The 15,509-nt window shown below is 59.6% G+C and carries 17 protein-coding genes; 13 read left to right on the top strand and 4 right to left on the bottom strand.

The features are described 5' to 3' along the window. Positions 1 to 4 precede the first annotated feature (4 nt). The 11 genes from ilvN to GLL_RS05835 all read left to right on the top strand — a co-directional run bounded on the left by ilvN (position 5) and on the right by GLL_RS05835 (position 8,838). Positions 5 to 532, top strand: coding sequence for an acetolactate synthase small subunit (gene ilvN / locus GLL_RS05885; RefSeq protein WP_011141136.1), 528 nt, complete (start codon positions 5 to 7; stop codon positions 530 to 532). Beyond that, the gene (locus GLL_RS05880) at positions 532 to 1,995 is read left to right on the top strand and encodes an NAD(P)/FAD-dependent oxidoreductase (RefSeq protein WP_011141135.1); all 1,464 of its coding nucleotides are present in this window, start codon (positions 532 to 534) and stop codon (positions 1,993 to 1,995) included. Before ilvN ends, GLL_RS05880 begins: the two co-directional genes overlap by 1 nt. Positions 1,996 to 2,063: 68 nt before the next feature. After that, complete coding sequence (locus GLL_RS05875) at positions 2,064 to 2,399, top strand: hypothetical protein (protein ID WP_011141134.1); 336 nt, start codon at positions 2,064 to 2,066, stop codon at positions 2,397 to 2,399. Between the two features lie 141 nt (positions 2,400 to 2,540). Continuing rightward, on the top strand, positions 2,541 to 3,824 hold the full coding sequence (locus GLL_RS05870) for a Glu/Leu/Phe/Val family dehydrogenase (RefSeq protein WP_164928696.1): 1,284 nt from the start codon (positions 2,541 to 2,543) through the stop codon (positions 3,822 to 3,824). A 60-nt stretch (positions 3,825 to 3,884) separates the two neighbouring features. Further along, a complete protein-coding gene (gene ruvX / locus GLL_RS05865) occupies positions 3,885 to 4,355 on the top strand; it encodes a Holliday junction resolvase RuvX (protein ID WP_011141132.1) in 471 nt (156 codons plus the stop codon). Then, a complete protein-coding gene (locus GLL_RS05860; RefSeq protein ID WP_011141131.1) occupies positions 4,327 to 4,878 on the top strand; it encodes a DUF3727 domain-containing protein in 552 nt (183 codons plus the stop codon). The genes ruvX and GLL_RS05860 overlap by 29 nt, the downstream gene beginning before the upstream one ends. Further along, positions 4,879 to 5,916: an endolytic transglycosylase MltG gene (gene mltG / locus GLL_RS05855; RefSeq protein ID WP_011141130.1), complete on the top strand. Its 1,038-nt coding sequence runs from the start codon at positions 4,879 to 4,881 to the stop codon at positions 5,914 to 5,916. A 31-nt stretch (positions 5,917 to 5,947) separates the two neighbouring features. Further along, the gene (locus GLL_RS05850) at positions 5,948 to 6,487 is read left to right on the top strand and encodes a YqeG family HAD IIIA-type phosphatase (RefSeq protein WP_011141129.1); all 540 of its coding nucleotides are present in this window, start codon (positions 5,948 to 5,950) and stop codon (positions 6,485 to 6,487) included. A 162-nt stretch (positions 6,488 to 6,649) separates the two neighbouring features. Continuing rightward, complete coding sequence (locus tag GLL_RS05845; RefSeq protein ID WP_011141128.1) at positions 6,650 to 7,240, top strand: carboxypeptidase-like regulatory domain-containing protein; 591 nt, start codon at positions 6,650 to 6,652, stop codon at positions 7,238 to 7,240. 9 nt (positions 7,241 to 7,249) lie between these two features. After that, positions 7,250 to 8,149: a homoserine kinase gene (thrB, locus tag GLL_RS05840; protein WP_011141127.1), complete on the top strand. Its 900-nt coding sequence runs from the start codon at positions 7,250 to 7,252 to the stop codon at positions 8,147 to 8,149. Positions 8,150 to 8,202: 53 nt separating this feature from the next. Beyond that, positions 8,203 to 8,838, top strand: a complete 636-nt coding sequence (locus tag GLL_RS05835; RefSeq protein ID WP_164928695.1) for a Uma2 family endonuclease — start codon at positions 8,203 to 8,205, stop codon at positions 8,836 to 8,838. Between the two features lie 64 nt (positions 8,839 to 8,902). Here the strand turns inward: GLL_RS05835 and GLL_RS05830 are convergent, their stop codons facing one another. After that, positions 8,903 to 9,121: a CopG family transcriptional regulator gene (locus tag GLL_RS05830; protein WP_011141125.1), complete on the bottom strand. Its 219-nt coding sequence runs from the start codon at positions 9,119 to 9,121 to the stop codon at positions 8,903 to 8,905. A gap of 6 nt (positions 9,122 to 9,127) precedes the next feature. After that, positions 9,128 to 9,568: a putative toxin-antitoxin system toxin component, PIN family gene (locus GLL_RS05825; protein WP_011141124.1), complete on the bottom strand. Its 441-nt coding sequence runs from the start codon at positions 9,566 to 9,568 to the stop codon at positions 9,128 to 9,130. 538 nt (positions 9,569 to 10,106) lie between these two features. Here GLL_RS05825 and GLL_RS05820 point away from each other — a divergent pair. Continuing rightward, positions 10,107 to 11,735: a flavin monoamine oxidase family protein gene (locus GLL_RS05820; RefSeq protein WP_164928693.1), complete on the top strand. Its 1,629-nt coding sequence runs from the start codon at positions 10,107 to 10,109 to the stop codon at positions 11,733 to 11,735. Positions 11,736 to 11,867: 132 nt separating this feature from the next. On the opposite strand, the gene GLL_RS05815 is transcribed toward GLL_RS05820, so the two are convergent. Continuing rightward, positions 11,868 to 13,382, bottom strand: coding sequence for an acyl-CoA synthetase (locus tag GLL_RS05815; protein WP_011141122.1), 1,515 nt, complete (start codon positions 13,380 to 13,382; stop codon positions 11,868 to 11,870). Between the two features lie 161 nt (positions 13,383 to 13,543). Next, positions 13,544 to 13,999 carry a DUF2442 domain-containing protein gene (locus tag GLL_RS05810; RefSeq protein WP_011141121.1) on the bottom strand — a complete coding sequence of 152 codons (456 nt, stop codon included), beginning with the start codon at positions 13,997 to 13,999 and terminating at the stop codon, positions 13,544 to 13,546. 286 nt (positions 14,000 to 14,285) lie between these two features. Here GLL_RS05810 and GLL_RS05805 point away from each other — a divergent pair, with 286 nt between their 5' ends. Continuing rightward, positions 14,286 to 15,509 (top strand): ATP-binding protein, encoded by a 1,224-nt coding sequence (locus tag GLL_RS05805; protein WP_011141120.1) that lies wholly within the window; start codon positions 14,286 to 14,288, stop codon positions 15,507 to 15,509.

The following is a 15,509-nucleotide window of genomic DNA, read 5'->3' as shown; positions in this document are numbered from 1 at the left end:
CAGCGTGAAGCATACCTTGTCGGTATTAGTGGAAGATGAGGCCGGCGCCCTGACGCGCATCGCCGGCATGTTCGCCCGGCGCGGCTTCAATATCGAGAGCTTGGCGGTGGGTTCAGCCGAGCAATCGGGCACCACCCGCATCACGATGGTGGTGGCGGGGGACGAACAGGCGGTCGAGCAGATTACCAAGCAGCTGCACAAGCTCATCAACGTGCTGCGTGTGCAGGACATCACAACCATTCCCTGCGTCGAGCGCGAACTGATGCTCATCAAAGTGAACGCCACCACCGCCACCCGCAGCGAAATCATCGAACTGGCCACGGTCTTTCGGGCGCGCATCGTCGATGTGGCGGAAGAATCGGTCACCGTCGAGGTGACCGGCGATCCGGGCAAGATGGTCGCGATTATCCAGATGCTCACCCGCTTCGGCATCAAAGAAATTGCCCGCACCGGCAAAATTTCCCTCACCCGCGAGTCGGGGGTGAACACCGAATTTCTGCGCACCCAGCCGCCTGCGGCGACGCGGGTCTGATGGCAGAAAAGCAGGTCATCGTCATCGGCGCGGGTCCGGCCGGATTGACCGCCGCCTACGAACTGAGCCGCCTCGGAGTCGCAGCGACCATCCTCGAGCGCAGCGCCCACGTGGGAGGGATCAGCCGCACCGCGAGCTACAAAGGCTTTCGTTTCGACATCGGCGGCCATCGTTTTTTCTCCAAATCTCAAGAAATCGAAGATCTCTGGAGCGAGGTGCTCGGGGCGCGTTTGCTCGAGCGCGGCCGGCTTTCGCGCATCTTCTACCGCAACCGCTTTTTTGACTACCCGATTCGGCCGCTCAACGCCCTCGCCAACCTCGGTCCGGCGACCGCCGCTCTGTGCGTGGCAAGCTATCTCAAGGCGCGGGTTCTGCCGCCGCGGGAGGTGCGCTCCTTCGAAGACTGGACGGTGCGCTCCTTCGGGCGGACCCTGTACGAGATTTTTTTTAAGACCTATACCGAAAAAGTCTGGGGGATGCCCTGCTCGGAGATTTCTGCCGACTGGGCGGCCCAGCGCATCAAGGGGCTTTCGATGGCCTCGCTGATGCGCTCGATGTTCTTGCCCAAACCAAAAGGGCGCGGAGCGGTGATCAAGACCCTCATCGACCGCTTTCGCTATCCCGGCCGCGGTCCGGGGGAGATGTGGGAAACGGTCGCCCGGATAGTAACCGGGCGCGGCCATCGGCTGGTCTTCGAGGCCGCAGTCGAGCGCATCGAGCGGGCAAGTGCGGGACTGCTGCGCGTCTGGACGGCGGACGGACGCTCTTACGCAGGCAGCGATTTTCTTTCCACCATGCCGCTGCGCGAACTGGTGAACGCCCTCGACCCGCCCGCCCCGAGTGCGGTGCAAACCGCTGCCCGCGCCCTGGGCTACCGCGATTTTTTGACCGTGGCGCTCATCGTGGATCAGACCCAGGTCTTTCCGGACAACTGGATCTACATCCACGACCCCACCGTCAAGATGGGCCGCATCCAGAACTTTAAGAACTGGAGCCCCGAGATGGTGCCCGATGCGCGTTACACCTGCCTGGGGCTCGAGTACTTCTGCTTCGAAGGCGACGGCCTCTGGAGCGCCCCGGACAGCGAACTGGTCGCCCTGGGCTGCGCGGAACTGGCCAAACTGGGCCTGGTGGACCCGGCAAAAGTGGTGGACGGCACCGTCGTGCGCCAGGCCAAAGCCTACCCGGTCTACGACGATCACTACCGCGAGAACGTCGAAGCGATCCGCGCCTTTTTGGAACGCGAAGCGCCGAATTTGCAGCTGATCGGCCGCAACGGCATGCACCGCTACAACAACCAGGACCACGCGATGATGACGGGGTTGCTCGCCGCACGCAACATCGCGGCGGGAGGCCAGTACAACCTCTGGGCCGTCAACGCCGACGCCCAGTATCAAGAAGAAATCCGCGAAGGCGAACTCGATGGCGGCGGACGCCTGGTGCCCGAGCGGCTGAAAACCTGACGTTGTGCCCCTTTAGGCGCTATACTACGGCTATACTACAGGACTCGGCCGAGCCAAGGAGCATACCGATGCATACACTCCCACGCACTTCGACCACCGAAATGGAAGTGACCAGCATCCGCCTGGAGCGCGAACTCAAAGAAAAGCTCAAACAATTCTCAGGCGATCAAGGTTATCAGGCGTTGGTGCGGGAGATCCTCTGGAACTACGTGCGCGAAAAATCCGGCGAGTACAAAGTCCTGGTCAGCCGCGGCGAGATCCGCTCGACTTTCGCGGCCACCGCTCGCCAGGAGCAGCGCTGCGCCCTGAGCGGCAATCCGATCCGCTCCAACGAGCCGATATTGCTCGGCCTCACCGCCCAGGGCAACTTGGTGCCTATCAAGGCCGAGAGCCTCACCGACTGAAGGCCGACCCTCCCCTGTAAGGCTGCAAAACTGTAGCAAAAGCTACCAATGTTACGTTCTCTGACGCTCGCTTGGGGCGGGGATCAATGTTTTTGTAACATTGAATACAGCTGTTTGAATCCATTCGTCAAGGGGAGAAGCATGGTTACCAGCCTCAACGACTCGCCCAGTCCGGCTTATATTTGTCCGAACGACATGGCCTGCTCGAATCTCGACCGCGCCGCCCAGATTTTGCGCCTCGATCCGGGAGTGGTCGAGGTGTTGGGTACGCCGCACCGGGTGCTCACCGTGTCGGTACCGGTGCGCATGGACAACGGCCGGATCCGGGTCTTCGCAGGCCACCGGGTGCAGCACTGCAACGTGCTGGGTCCCTACAAAGGCGGCATGCGCTATCACCCGGACGTGACGCTTCGGGAAGTGTCGACCCTGGCGATGCTGATGACCTGGAAGTGCGCACTGATGGGTATTCCCTACGGCGGGGCCAAAGGCGGCATTGCCGTCAACCCGACGACCCTTTCGGTGGGCGAACTGGAGCGGCTCACCCGCCGCTTTACCAGCGAACTGGTGCGCGACATCGGCCCGCAAATTGACATCCCGGCTCCGGATGTGGGCACCGGACCGCGGGAGATGGCCTGGATGATGGACACCTACTCAATGAGTATCGGGCACGCCTCGCCGGGGGTGGTGACCGGCAAGCCCCTCAGCATCGGCGGCTCCAAGGGCCGCGACGCGGCCACCGGCAGGGGCGTGGTCATCGCCACGCGCGAGGCGCTCGACACCGCCGGGCTGGCGCTGCGCGGCGCCACCATTGCCATTCAAGGATTCGGCAAAGTGGGCAAGGCGGCGGCGCTTATCTTCCAGCAGCATGGAGCGCGGGTGATCGCGCTCTCCGACGGCTCCGGGGGCATCTACAACCCCGACGGTCTCGACATCGAGCAGGCCGCCGATTTTGTGCGCGACGGCAGCCGACTGGCCCAGTATCCGTTTCCAGGGGTCAAGCCGATCGCCAACCCCGAACTGTTGACGCTGCCGTGCGACGTGCTGGTCCCCGCCGCCCTTGAACACCAGATCACCGAGGCAAACGCCGCCCGGGTGCGCGCCCGTCTCGTGGTCGAAGCCGCCAACGCCCCCACGACGATGGAGGCCGACCGCATCCTGGAGGAGCGCGGCGTGACGGTACTGCCGGATATCCTCGCCAACGCCGGGGGCGTGGTGGTGAGCTATCTCGAATGGGTGCAGGGGTTGTCGTATCTTTTTTGGGACGAGGAGAAGGTCAACCTCGAACTGGAGAAGTTGATGGTGGGCGCCTACGCGCGCGTGCTGCAACAGGCCACCCAGTTCCGATTGCCCCTCAGGCCCGCCGCCTACACCCTCGCCGTCGGGCGGGTGGTGGAGGCGTTCAACCACCGCGGCCTCTACCCGTAAAGGCCGTTGCCCTGCGGGGGGTGCCCTTTCTGCTAAAGTTGGAAGGGCAAAATCGCGGGGATGCGGGTGGTTTCGGTATTGGGGCTGGACGTGGGCAGCAAGCGCATCGGTGTAGCCGGCTGCGATCCCACCGGCCTGATCGCCAGCGGACTTGAAACCATCGTGCGCTGCAACCTGGGCGCGGACCTCGACGCGATTCGCCATTGGATCGAGCGCCGCCGCGCCCAAGCCGTGGTCATCGGCCTGCCGCGCAATATGAACGGTTCCCTTGGCCCCCAGGCTCACCGCATCCAGCACTTCGGCCAGCAACTGGCCCGGGTGATCGATGTGCCGATCGATTATGTAGACGAGCGTCTGTCCACCGTGCAGGCCGGACGGGCGCTCCAGTCGGTTTCCGCCACCCGGCGCAAAGCCCTCATCGATCAGCAGGCCGCCGCGATCATCCTTCAGCAGTGGCTCGACATCCGCCGCTGCCAACACCGTCCTACGCAGGAATCCTTAGATGAGCGACACATTGACACTGAAAGATGAAGCCGGCCGCACGCTAGCCTGCGAGCTGGTGACCGAACTGGAGATCGACGGTTCCCAGTACGGGCTGGTCGTGCCCCAGGCGACGCCGGTGCGGCTGATGGCCTGGGAGGCCGCCGAGGGCGACGACGACACCGAAGAGGAGGACGCGCTGCTGGCCGATCTCGACGACGAGGAGATCGAACGGGTGTTCCCGACGGCCCGGGCGGTGCTGGCCGAGCAAGATCTCAAGCTCGTCGATTCGGCCTACCTGCTGATCGTCGAAGGGGACATCCCCAACGCCGAGGAGGCCGAGGTCTATTCGATCGCCGACGACGAGGACGGCGAGGAGATGGAAGAAGAAGAGTACCAGCTGCTCGAAGAATTTTTCTTCGAGGATCGCCGCTACGGCATCTTTACACCCCTCGACCCGGTGATGCTCTTTGTCGAATTGCCCGAGGGCGGCGAGCCGCGGGTGCTGGAGCCCGAGGAGACCGCGCGCTTGATGCCCAACTTCGAGGAGGCCCTGCTCGATCTGGCCGAGTAGATGAGAGGCCGGGGCACCTGGTGGCGGGTACTGCCGGTGCTGGTGGTCTTGGCGCTCGGGGCCGGTGGGTTGTGGGTAAATTCGCCGCCGCCCACCGCCAAAGCCGTGCGCGTCGTGCTGCCCACCGGCAGCGGCAGTCTGCGCATCGGCCAGAATCTGGCCGATGCCGGGGCGATCCGCTCCGCCTGGGCCTGGCTGGCACTGGTCTGGGTGCGCGGCTGGCAAAACGACCTCAAAGCCGGCACCTACGAAATTCCCCCGGGCCGCTCGCTTATCGCGGTGGCCGATCAGGTGCGCCGCGGCGAGACGCTGCGCTTTCGCTATCGGATCATCGAAGGCTGGAACCTGGCTCAGATGGCCAGCTACTTCGAGCAGTTGGGTTACTTTCGCACCCGGGAGTTTCTCGCACTCACCAGCGGGCCTGGCATGATCCGCCCCGCCTGGCTGCCCGAGGGTCTCGACCGCCTCGAAGGTTTCTTGTTTCCGAGTACCTACGAGCTTCCCGCCGAGACCCTCGGGGCGCGCGCCGCCGTGAACCAGATGCTTTCGACCTTCGAGAAGACCGCCCTGCCGCTGTGGCGCGCCCGGGTCAAACCGGCCCGGTCGCTCAAGGACTGGGTGGCGCTTGCGAGCTTGATCGAAAAAGAAGCGGCCGTCGGTGAGGAGCGCGCCACGATCGCCGGGGTCTTCGCCAACCGCCTACGCCTCGGCATGCCCCTCGCCTCCGACCCAACCGTCGAGTACGCCTTCGGCATCCGTCAGACCGCCGATACCCCCCTCACCTACGCCCAGGTGCTTAAGCCCTCGCCCTACAACACCTATATCAACCCCGGTCTGCCCCCGACGCCCATCGCCTCGCCGGGGCTCGCGAGCCTCGAAGCCGCCCTGGCACCGGCGCTCACGCCGTATCTGTATTTCGTCGCCCGCTACGACGGCACCCACGTCTTCAGCCGCACCGAGGCCGAGCACGAGCAGGCCAAGCGCCAAATCCGCGCCGAGCGGCGGGCGGGGGCCGGAGCCGCCCCCCAGGCCCGCTAGCTGGTAAACTCGGAGAAGTCTAAAGCGCACCATGCTTGGAAAGAACCTGTTCAAACCCGATTTGATCGTGGCCGGTCCGGTATCGGATTTGAGCTTCGCCTGGCTCAAGCAGCGCGACATCGCCGGGCTGATTCTCGATCTTGACGACACCCTGCTGGCCCTGGGCGAGCAGATGGTCAACACCCGGGTCGTGGAGTGGGTGGCGCGCGCTCGCCTCGAATTTCGTCTTTACATCGTCAGCAACAATCCCAACCGGTCCTTCATCGAGTCAATTGCCCTGTCACTCTCATTGCCTTTTATCAACCGGGCGGCGAAGCCCTCCCGCCGCGCCCTGCGCCGCGTGCTGCAGGAGCTGCAGTTACCGCCCGAGCGCGTGGCGATCGTGGGCGACCGCTTGCTCACCGACGTGCTGGCCGGCAACCGCCTGGGATTGGTGACGGTCCTGGTCGAGCCGCCGGGGCCGAGCCGGGCGTTACGCGGCAGTTGGCTACGGGCGGCGGAGCGGTTTTTCTTCCCCGACGTGGTGGTTGTCCGCCCGGGAGGAATCCCCCCTGAAGCAGATCTTAAATAAAACTAAGAACAGCAACTCTACCGGACGTTCGCTCGTAACATCGAGATGCTATAGAGATGGGGCTTCACTATATCGCCCTAAACGATAAATCCCTGCTAAATTTTTGGGACCAGGTTATCTCTGAGCGAGGCAACCTGGTTTTTTAATGGCTATTGTGGACTCATGAAACAGCCGCCCAAACACCGCCCCGAGCGCAAGCGCCCCATGCCGATGCGTCGCTTCGAGGAAGCCGCCGAGACCCTCGACGAAGAAGAAAAAAAGACCCGCAAGCCCCTCAAAGACGACCCGCTTGCAGACGCCGAGGTGCCGCGCTATTTGCGGCGCGACACACAAAATACCGGCAGTCTGGTGCGCCTTTCGTTGGTGGCGACGGGATTCTTGACCGTGGCGATCGTAGGGGTGGCTTTTTTGACCCGGCCGGAGCCCAACCCGGAGGTGCCGGCCGGGACCAAGCCCGATCGCGGCCTGGTGGTGCTCGCTTCGCCCCGGGGCTACACCGCCACCCTTTACCCGCCGGGGGCGGTGGGGGCCAAAAAGCTGGTGAGCCTGCAGGACGGCCAGAGCGGCGACGAAAAAGACGGCTTTGTCTGGTTCAAGGACTTGCCTTCCCGCGCTGTACCGGCGGGCAACTATGTGCTCGATATTGCTACCCCCGGCTACAAGAACCGCCGCCTGCCGGTCACGGTGCAGGCGGGCAAACCCGCCCGGGTCGGCTACAACACCAACACGGCGCTTGAGAAGGCGGGCGGCTAATTGAAGCGCGTGTGCGTGCGGGTGCCGGCCACCTCCGCCAACCTTGGGCCGGGCTTCGACTGCCTGGGGGTGGCCCTAGATCTGGCCAACGAATTTGAATTTTGCGAAGCTGATCGCTTTAGGTGCGTCGTCCACAGCACCGTCTCGCCCGAAGACGCCCGGCAGGTGGCCACCGACGAGCGCAACCTTGCCTGGCGGGCATTTACCCATCTGTTCGAGCACCTGGGCAAAACCCCGCCCACGGTGGCGCTCACCGTGATGATGCACGTACCTCTCGGGCGCGGTCTCGGCAGCTCGGCCACGGCGATCGTGGGCGGCATCGCCGCCGCCAACCGCTGGCTGGGTTCGCCCCTTTCCACCCCCGAATGGCTGCTGCTGGCGAGCCGCCTGGAAGGGCATCCCGACAACGTCGTACCCGCCGCTTTGGGTGGCTGTCAGTTGTCAATTTTGGGCGAAACGCTGCTCACCTGCGCCCTCGATTGGCACCCGCAGATCGCCCTGGTGCTCGCGGTGCCGGATTTTGCCCTGGCCACCAGCAAAGCCCGCGCCGCCCTACCCAAAACCGTTCCCCACACCGACGCCGTCTTCAACGCCGTCCACCTGGCTCTGCTGGTGCGCGCCCTAGCCACGGGCGACGCCCGTTGGCTTGCCGAAGCGCTTCAAGACCGGCTGCACCAGCCCTACCGCACCGGGCTGATTCCCGGCTGGCAGGACGTGCGCGCCGCCGCTCTGGAAGCGGGCGCCTGGGGCGTGGTCATCAGCGGGGCCGGACCCAGCGTTCTTGCTCTCACCCATCTCGATTGCGCTGAGGCCGTCCGGCAGGCCATGGCCTCTACGTGGCCAAACGCCTGCCTCTACTGCCCCGGGCTGGACCCGAACGGCTGTCGGGTCGAAGTCGAAGCAGGCTGAGCTGCCAGTTATGATCGGTCCAACCGACGAGCGTGCGAAAAGGCACCCGTGCGATGCAGACACCGACTTTTGTGCAGGATGCCTGGATGCGGGCCAGTTGGGAGAGCTTCCTGGCTCTGACGGACAATCCGGCGCTTGTCCACGCCAAGATGTACTATCACCTCGGCTGGATGCGCATCGAAATGTCTCCCGTTGGACCGGCTCACGCCGAAGACAACAACCTTATCGCCCAGGTGGTAGGCATCTTTGCCTTTTCGCGGGGGATACGCCTTAAAGGCTATATCAACCTGACTTTGCGCAAGACGGAGCTACAGGAGGCGCAGCCGGACCTGGCGTACTATCTGGAAAACCAGTCGCCGCGCCCCGCGCGAACCAACAGCCCCGTCGATCTAGAACAGATTGCAGCACCGGCCCTGGCCATCGAAATATCCGCCACGACGCTGGGAGACGATACGGGGAAGAAGCGTGAACTGTACGCCCAGTTGGGAGTCGGGGAGTACTGGGTGGTGGATGCCGAAAATACCCAGGTGCTTCTATTCGGCCCGATTCCTGGCGTCGACAGTCTGGAGCCGATTGTGGCGTCGCGGGTGTTGCCGGGATTGACGGCGGCGACGCTTTGCGAAGCGCTGCGGCTTGGGCAAAGTGAAGGGGACGCGGCGGCAATCCGGTACGTGCTCGACCTTGAATAAAGGCCAACGGCGCGTCGGCATAAAGCCTGGATGGGTGCGAGCATTTTTCGAAACGGAACCACTTTTACCCAGTTAGTGCGTCCAGTTTATCGAGTAATTTTAAGCCTGATTCTGGGTTTCCAATCGCTGCCATTGCCTTAAATCGGGTGTAAGCATCAAATTCTGCCAGAGCGATCGTAGAAAGCTCTTCAATCAGCTTATTGACGCTAATCCCCCTGGTTTGAGCCAGTTCCTTCAATCGCTCATGTTTGTCGTCCGGTAACCGAATCGTGAGCGTTGCCATTTCTGTTTACCTCCTAATAATCTCTTCTGGCTTTAAGATAGACAAATCTGGAAATAGTAATTCAGCATTTTGAAAATCTCTGACATTATTTGTGGCAATCACTTGGGCATTGCCGGCTACCGCAAGTTCGATTAAATGATTGTCAGCCTCGTCTTTTAGATTGGGTCGCCATAGATAGTAAATAGAAATCCATTTACTTACACTCATCAATGCATGCATTAAAGTCAGTATTTCATTCTGGCTCAAAGGGCATTGGGCAAGAATATGCGGTCGCCCAACAATAGATTCATACTCACAAAACAATGCATTTCCCATCAAAGGCTGATATTGCCCCTGAAGACAACGCCGAACGAGCTCCCGACTGGGCCCAGCCGGGCCGATGAGGGCGCTGATAAAAACGCTGGTATCAACGACAATTCTGGTCACCACGTCGTCCCATGATAGCATATATGCTATCATGAGGATCGGCCATTTTCTCCCGGCGGGTCTGCTGCAAAACTTATGAGTTGACCGGTTTTCCAGGTGAGGGCCTGCAGTTGGCGGTCGTCTTGGGCGAACTGGCCTTGTTTGAGCTACTGATGCGGACGACGTTGGAAGCTTCGGCGCAGCCCAGGCATACACGAGTCAGCCTTGCTCACACTTTGAGGCTGCCTGTCAGTCCGGCTTTTGACCTCTTGACGAGCTCAATCTCGCTGTATTCAGTGTGGCGAAGTTTTGAGATGCAGGATGGCAACCGCCATGCAAGTAGACGGTGACATCGGCCATGTCGTCGTCGAGTACCCAATGTTGCTGCGCATCGGCGACACAGGCTTCGCGCGACCGTCCGGCTCGTTGCCCACATTGACCTGACTATTTGACCATTCCACGTTCACCTATCAACTCCGAACCCCATGCTCCTTCCTTAACGTCCCAATCTTCCCTGGACACGAACGGCGGCGCTTTTTAGGATCGAACCGCCGAGATTTTTGCGCAAGGATCTCTTATCATGACCCACACAGTGCTGTTTCAACAGTTGATTCGCCTGCTGCAACAAGCGCGCCGGGCAAACTGCAAAGCCGCCGGTCGCCCGCTGCCGCTTACTCAGGAAAATTTTCAGATGTCCCGCCGTCGCTTGATGGTATCCGCCGCGGCGGCGGGGGCTCTCTCTTTAGTCTCGACAGCAGGGCTGGACGCAGCCCCGGCACAGGGCCGCATGCCAAGCATTGCGATAATCGGCGGTGGGCTCGCCGGGCTTCAGGCGGCCTACCAGCTCAAAAAATTGGGACTATATGCCGATGTTTACGAAGCCAAGTCTTTTGTCGGTGGGCGCATCCAATCGCGCAAAAATGTTGTTGGCCCAGGACTTGTTGTCGAACTGGGGGGCACTTTTATCAACTCCAATCACCGGGATATATTAACCCTGGCACAAGAATTTAATCTGCCGTTATTTAATCGGGCCAAGGATGCGCAGCAGTTCCCGTTTCCGGAGACCGGCTACTACTTTGACGGTCAAAATCGTCTCGAATCCGAGGTGGCCGAAAAGTTGCGCCCCCTCGCCGACCAAATTGCAAAGGATGCGGCTTTGCTCGATGAAAATTTCGACAAATTCGCACCCCAATTCGATCGATTGTCTGTGGCCGAGTACCTGAACATCCACGCCGATAAAATTCCTGAACCCTTCATCCGCACTCTGATCGAAAATTCGATCCGCACGGAATATGGGGTCGAACCTGTGGACTCCTCCGCTCTGCAGCTGCTGTTCAATTTGCCTGTGGTAGACGGCGAAGCGGTGGAAGTCCTCGGCTCCAGCGACGAGATATTTGTCGTCGAAGGCGGGAGCGAACGGTTGATCGCCAGCCTCGCCGCCGTCCTGCCCGGCCGGATTCATACCCGGATGGCCCTCACCCGACTCGAAAAGATGGGGCAAAAGTACCGTTTGACCTTTGCAGGTGCTCAGACGCGCGAGGTGGATTTTGTAATTGTCGCCGTTCCGGTCAATGGGCTGAAAAAGATTGATTTCCAGGTGCCGCTACCGCCCGCTTTCAGGCGCTTCATCAAGGAGGTGAGCCTGGGTTTCAATGAAAAGCTCTTCGCCGGGTTCTCCGAGCGCGTCTGGCGTCAGGAAGAGGGATTTGTCTCCGAAGGATGGACGGATCTGGGCTTCTCGCAAGTTTGGGAGGATACCCAGCGGCAGCCGGCCAGCAGCGATGCGGCGTTGACCTTCTTCATGGGTGCCCAGGAAGTCTTCGCAACCCAGTCGCTTGGAGCGCAAACTTTAGGTGAAGCCTTTTTGCAGCGCTTCGAGGCGGTCGTGGACGGTGCCCAGGCAGCAGCAACCGGCCGGTTCTCGCGCACCCGGTGGAATCAAGATCCCTGGATCGGCGGCGGCTACACCACCTTCAAACCGGGACAACTCACGGAGTTCGGCGGTTTTCTCTACATCGAATCGGTGATCCCCGCTTTTCGCCAGGATGTCAATTTCGGCAACCTGATTTTTGCCGGAGAGCACCTGAGCGACGAGTTCTACGGCTTTATGAACGGTGCGGCCCAGACCGGTCGGCTCGCAGCCCAGGTTGTCCTTCGCCAGATACAGGAGGGTCAGCTTGCCAGCGGGAAACCGACGAGTGCGGCTTAAGCCACCCCTGTTGCCATCCGCGCCCGCGGCGTTGATTTTGGTCGTGCTGCGGGCAGAACCACCCCTGGCGGCAGCGGGATCGTTTGCAACCGGGAATTTCCACACATGCAACTGAACCACTGAGTAGACAGCCTATGCTGGTTGCGATTCAGCAATTTGTTGGGCGCGAAAGAGTTGTGCCACGGCCGGCTTGGTGACTTTCCCCATCGCATTGCGGGGTAACTCTTCGACACTCAGGATTCGAGTCGGCACTTTGTAAGCTGCCAGACGTTCTTTTGCCCAGCTGCGGAAAGGTTCTAACGCCAAATTGCAGCCTGATTGCAGGACCAATGCCCCACAGACCCGCTCTCCCCATTCCGGATCGGCCACCCCAACCACGGCGCACTCCTGAATGTCGGGATGGGTGCGCAGGACTTCCTCAATTTCCAAAGCTGAAACTTTGTAGCCTCCGGTTTTGATAATATCGACGCTGATCCGCCCCAGAATGCGATAGCAATCTTGCTCAACGACAGCGAGATCGCCTGTGCAGAACCAGCCATCTTGAAAGGCTTTGGCGGTTGCTTCCGGTTTCTGCCAATATTCCAAAAATACACCCGGGCCCTTCACCTGGATTTCTCCGGGCGTTCCTGCCGGAACAGAAACTCCGCTTTCATCCACCAATCTCACGTCCACTTGAGGCAAAGCCATTCCGACATAGCCTGCCCGTCGTTGACCGTGGAGCGGATTCGAGAGTGCCATTCCAATTTCGGTCATGCCGTAGCGCTCCAGCAGAAAGTGGCCACTGATGTGCGTCCATCGCTCTAGAACTTGGACAGGTAGGGCCGCCGAGCCGCTTACCATCAATCGCATCCCGGCGCAGCCTCTGGACATATCCATTTGCCGGTCGCCAGCGGCTTTTTCCCAAGTCGCAATAAGTTTTGTGTAGATGGTGGGAACCGCCATAAACAGAGTGAAGTTTCCCTCGCAAATATGCTCCCAAACGGTCTCGGCATCAAATTTGCTGAGCATGTGGCACTCGGCACCGGCCCACAACGCGCAAGTCAACACATTGACAATGCCGTGAATGTGATGCAACGGCAGGACATGCAAGATGCGATCGCCGGATGTCCATTCCCAGGCTGAAATCAGGCTAGTGACCTGTGCCTGGATATTGCCGTGGGTTGTCACGACTCCCTTGGGTTTTCCGGTGGTGCCGCTGGTGTAGAGAATCAAGGCGCGTCTGGTGGGCTCAACTTCCGGTAGTTGCGCTGTGTCAGGGGGCAGGGATTCGGAGGTGAGGATAAAACGCAGTTGATGTGCCTCGGCGATCGGACGTAGGAGTGATTCAAAACTAGGATGGGCGATCACAATGGACGCGCCGGAGTTGGTAATCACATACTCCAGTTCGGGCCGTGGATGGGAAACACACAAGGGCACTGCAATGCCGCCTGCCCGCCAGATACCCCACTGGGTCGCGACATACTCAAAACCTGCCGGCACCAGAGAGGCAACCCGCTGCTCCCGCAAATCGTCGGCACCATCGAGAAGCCGGGTTGCGACCTGACTGGAAAGGCTAAGCAGATCCTGATAGGAAAATTGCCCGTCAGCGGTAACGATCGCAGTTCTGGGGCCATGTTCGTAGGCACGATGGACCAGGGGAAGATTCACAGAAATTGACCGGTGCAAGATAGATATAGACCGACTACAGAGAGCATAGCGGACGATCGCCAGTCTAGCTACGTGCGAGAGAATATTTATCTGTAAGTACGGCTTAAGCCCTTCGGCTCTATGGGTTTACAACTTGACCTTGCCCTGGTGGCAGACTGCAGTTATTCAGGCGCAACGACCAGGTGTGGCTGCTGCTTGCGGGGTCTGCCACCCTTTTTGCCGTTTGCGCGGGCGGCGTTGATTTTGGCCGCGCTGCGGGCGGAACCACCCTTGGCGGCTGCGGTGCGCAGATCCTGCATCCATCGCTCGGTGCCGAAGATGCCCTTGAGCAGTCCGTCGAGGCTGAAGACGGCATCGAGCGCCGGGAAGCGTATACCGGTGCGCGAGGGGCTAAAGGTCACCTCCCGCAATTGCTGCGAGGTGGCGCCAGCCAGACCCTGGAGTGAGCGCACCGGGATCATCACCCCATAACCAGTGTTCAGGTAGATCACGAGGGTTCGGCTGCGGCCATCGTACCGGACTCGCTCAGCGAGCGGTCCCGCAAGTTGGCGAGCCTGTCCTGCTTCGCGCGCACTCTCAATAGCGCGCTCAAGCGCTGAAGCGTCGTATTCAGCCATGGATCTCCCTCCACTTTGCAATCAGCAGTTCCTGATGGGCAGCCACGATAGCCAGACCGCGCCGCACATCGTTGTTCTTCATATTGACCCTTGGCAATGGGCTACAGGCCCCGTCCTTCTAGAGCGGCTTTTATCATCCTCTAGTTCCAAATTCAAGGCAAGAAGCGGAAAGTAGTGCTTCTTCTCGCCCTTGACAGTGGGAGGCGATCGAGGCTATCTTCACAACAGATCTGATGGCATCAAATTTGTTGTGAGAACCCGGATCGGGATTTGAGCGAGGTATGATGTGAAGCTGACGGTAGGCAACCCTGTTAAAGGTGAGCGTTTTTGGAACCGTGAGAAAGAGCTGAATGGCTTAATTCAGCTGTTGGATGAAAAAGCTCATGTACTAATTATTGCGCAAAGGCGAATCGGAAAAACCAGCTTGATGGAGCAAGCTGCCGAGACCATAAAAGACCGATATTTGTGCTTGCAAATAGATCTACAGAGTGCCCATTCCGTCGTTGACGCAATTGCTGAACTAGCAGCAGCGACCCGGAACAGTTCGCTATGGGAAAAGATAACAGGGATATTCTCAAATGTGCTGAATAATGCAGCTCGTCAAATTGATTCACTCCAACTCAGTGAATTGAAAGTGACATTGCGCACTGGCATGACCGAGGGCAGCTGGCAAGCCAAAGGAGACCAACTTTTCGATAAATTAGCAGAATCCGACAAGCCAGTGGTTATTTTCCTTGACGAAGTTCCAATTTTGGTAAGCCGTCTGCTAAAAGGCAGCGATTATCAGATGACACCAGAGCGTCGTGGGCAAACAGATGCTTTTCTATCATGGTTGAGAGCCAACAGTCTTAAGCACAGAGAAAAAATTAGACTTGTGGTTACAGGATCAATTGGACTTGAACCAATTTTGCGCCAGGTAGGTCTCAGTGCGACCATCAATCATCTAACGCCTTTTTCTATAGGACTGTGGGAACCAACCGTTGTCAAAAGTTGTGTTGAAGCGTTAGCAGAAGAATACTCACTCACCTTCGATGGTGATGCATTAGAGTATTTTGTCGACTGCTTAGGTAGGTGCGTACCTTACCATGTGCAGCTTTTCTTTCAGCAGGTTCGTACCGTTTGCGTTCGAGAGGGCTTAACGCATATACCTAAGACGCTCGTTGCGGAAGTTTACGAAAGAGAGATGCTCGCAAGACGCGGCCATGCAGAACTCAGCCATCTGGAAGAACGTCTGAAGTTGGTATTGGGGCCAGAATTGCACCCAATTGCTTTGGAATTTTTAACAGAAGCCGCAGTCACTGGGAAATTATCTGCGGCCGCCATCCAGGTGTTTTGTTTAGAATACAAGCAACCGGTCGTCATTGCTCGAGAAATCTTACTGATCCTGGAGCATGACGGCTACATGTACCAACAATCAAATACTTACAGGTTTGTGTCCAAACTGGTGCAGGAATGGTGGCGAGCACAATACAGTTTACTGTTTGTTCCTGCTTCTGCGCGAGGAAAATAG

Source organism: Gloeobacter violaceus PCC 7421, assembly GCF_000011385.1.
GTDB lineage: Bacteria > Cyanobacteriota > Cyanobacteriia > Gloeobacterales > Gloeobacteraceae > Gloeobacter > Gloeobacter violaceus.
This window is presented reverse-complemented; position numbering and strand designations above follow the sequence as displayed.

Bases quoted from the DNA above. Each gene is read 5' to 3' on its own strand.
- GLL_RS05880 (WP_011141135.1), top strand. From the start codon at position 532: ATGGCAGAAAAGCAGGTCATCGTCATCGGCGCGGGTCCGGCCGGATTG.
- GLL_RS05875 (WP_011141134.1), top strand. From the start codon at position 2,064: ATGCATACACTCCCACGCACTTCGACCACCGAAATGGAAGTGACCAGC.
- GLL_RS05870 (WP_164928696.1), top strand. From the start codon at position 2,541: ATGGTTACCAGCCTCAACGACTCGCCCAGTCCGGCTTATATTTGTCCG.
- ruvX (WP_011141132.1), top strand. From the start codon at position 3,885: ATGCGGGTGGTTTCGGTATTGGGGCTGGACGTGGGCAGCAAGCGCATC.
- GLL_RS05860 (WP_011141131.1), top strand. From the start codon at position 4,327: ATGAGCGACACATTGACACTGAAAGATGAAGCCGGCCGCACGCTAGCC.
- mltG (WP_011141130.1), top strand. From the start codon at position 4,879: ATGAGAGGCCGGGGCACCTGGTGGCGGGTACTGCCGGTGCTGGTGGTC.
- GLL_RS05850 (WP_011141129.1), top strand. From the start codon at position 5,948: ATGCTTGGAAAGAACCTGTTCAAACCCGATTTGATCGTGGCCGGTCCG.
- GLL_RS05845 (WP_011141128.1), top strand. From the start codon at position 6,650: ATGAAACAGCCGCCCAAACACCGCCCCGAGCGCAAGCGCCCCATGCCG.
- GLL_RS05835 (WP_164928695.1), top strand. From the start codon at position 8,203: ATGCAGACACCGACTTTTGTGCAGGATGCCTGGATGCGGGCCAGTTGG.
- GLL_RS05830 (WP_011141125.1), bottom strand. From the start codon at position 9,121: ATGGCAACGCTCACGATTCGGTTACCGGACGACAAACATGAGCGATTG.
- GLL_RS05825 (WP_011141124.1), bottom strand. From the start codon at position 9,568: ATGCTATCATGGGACGACGTGGTGACCAGAATTGTCGTTGATACCAGC.
- GLL_RS05820 (WP_164928693.1), top strand. From the start codon at position 10,107: ATGACCCACACAGTGCTGTTTCAACAGTTGATTCGCCTGCTGCAACAA.
- GLL_RS05810 (WP_011141121.1), bottom strand. From the start codon at position 13,999: ATGGCTGAATACGACGCTTCAGCGCTTGAGCGCGCTATTGAGAGTGCG.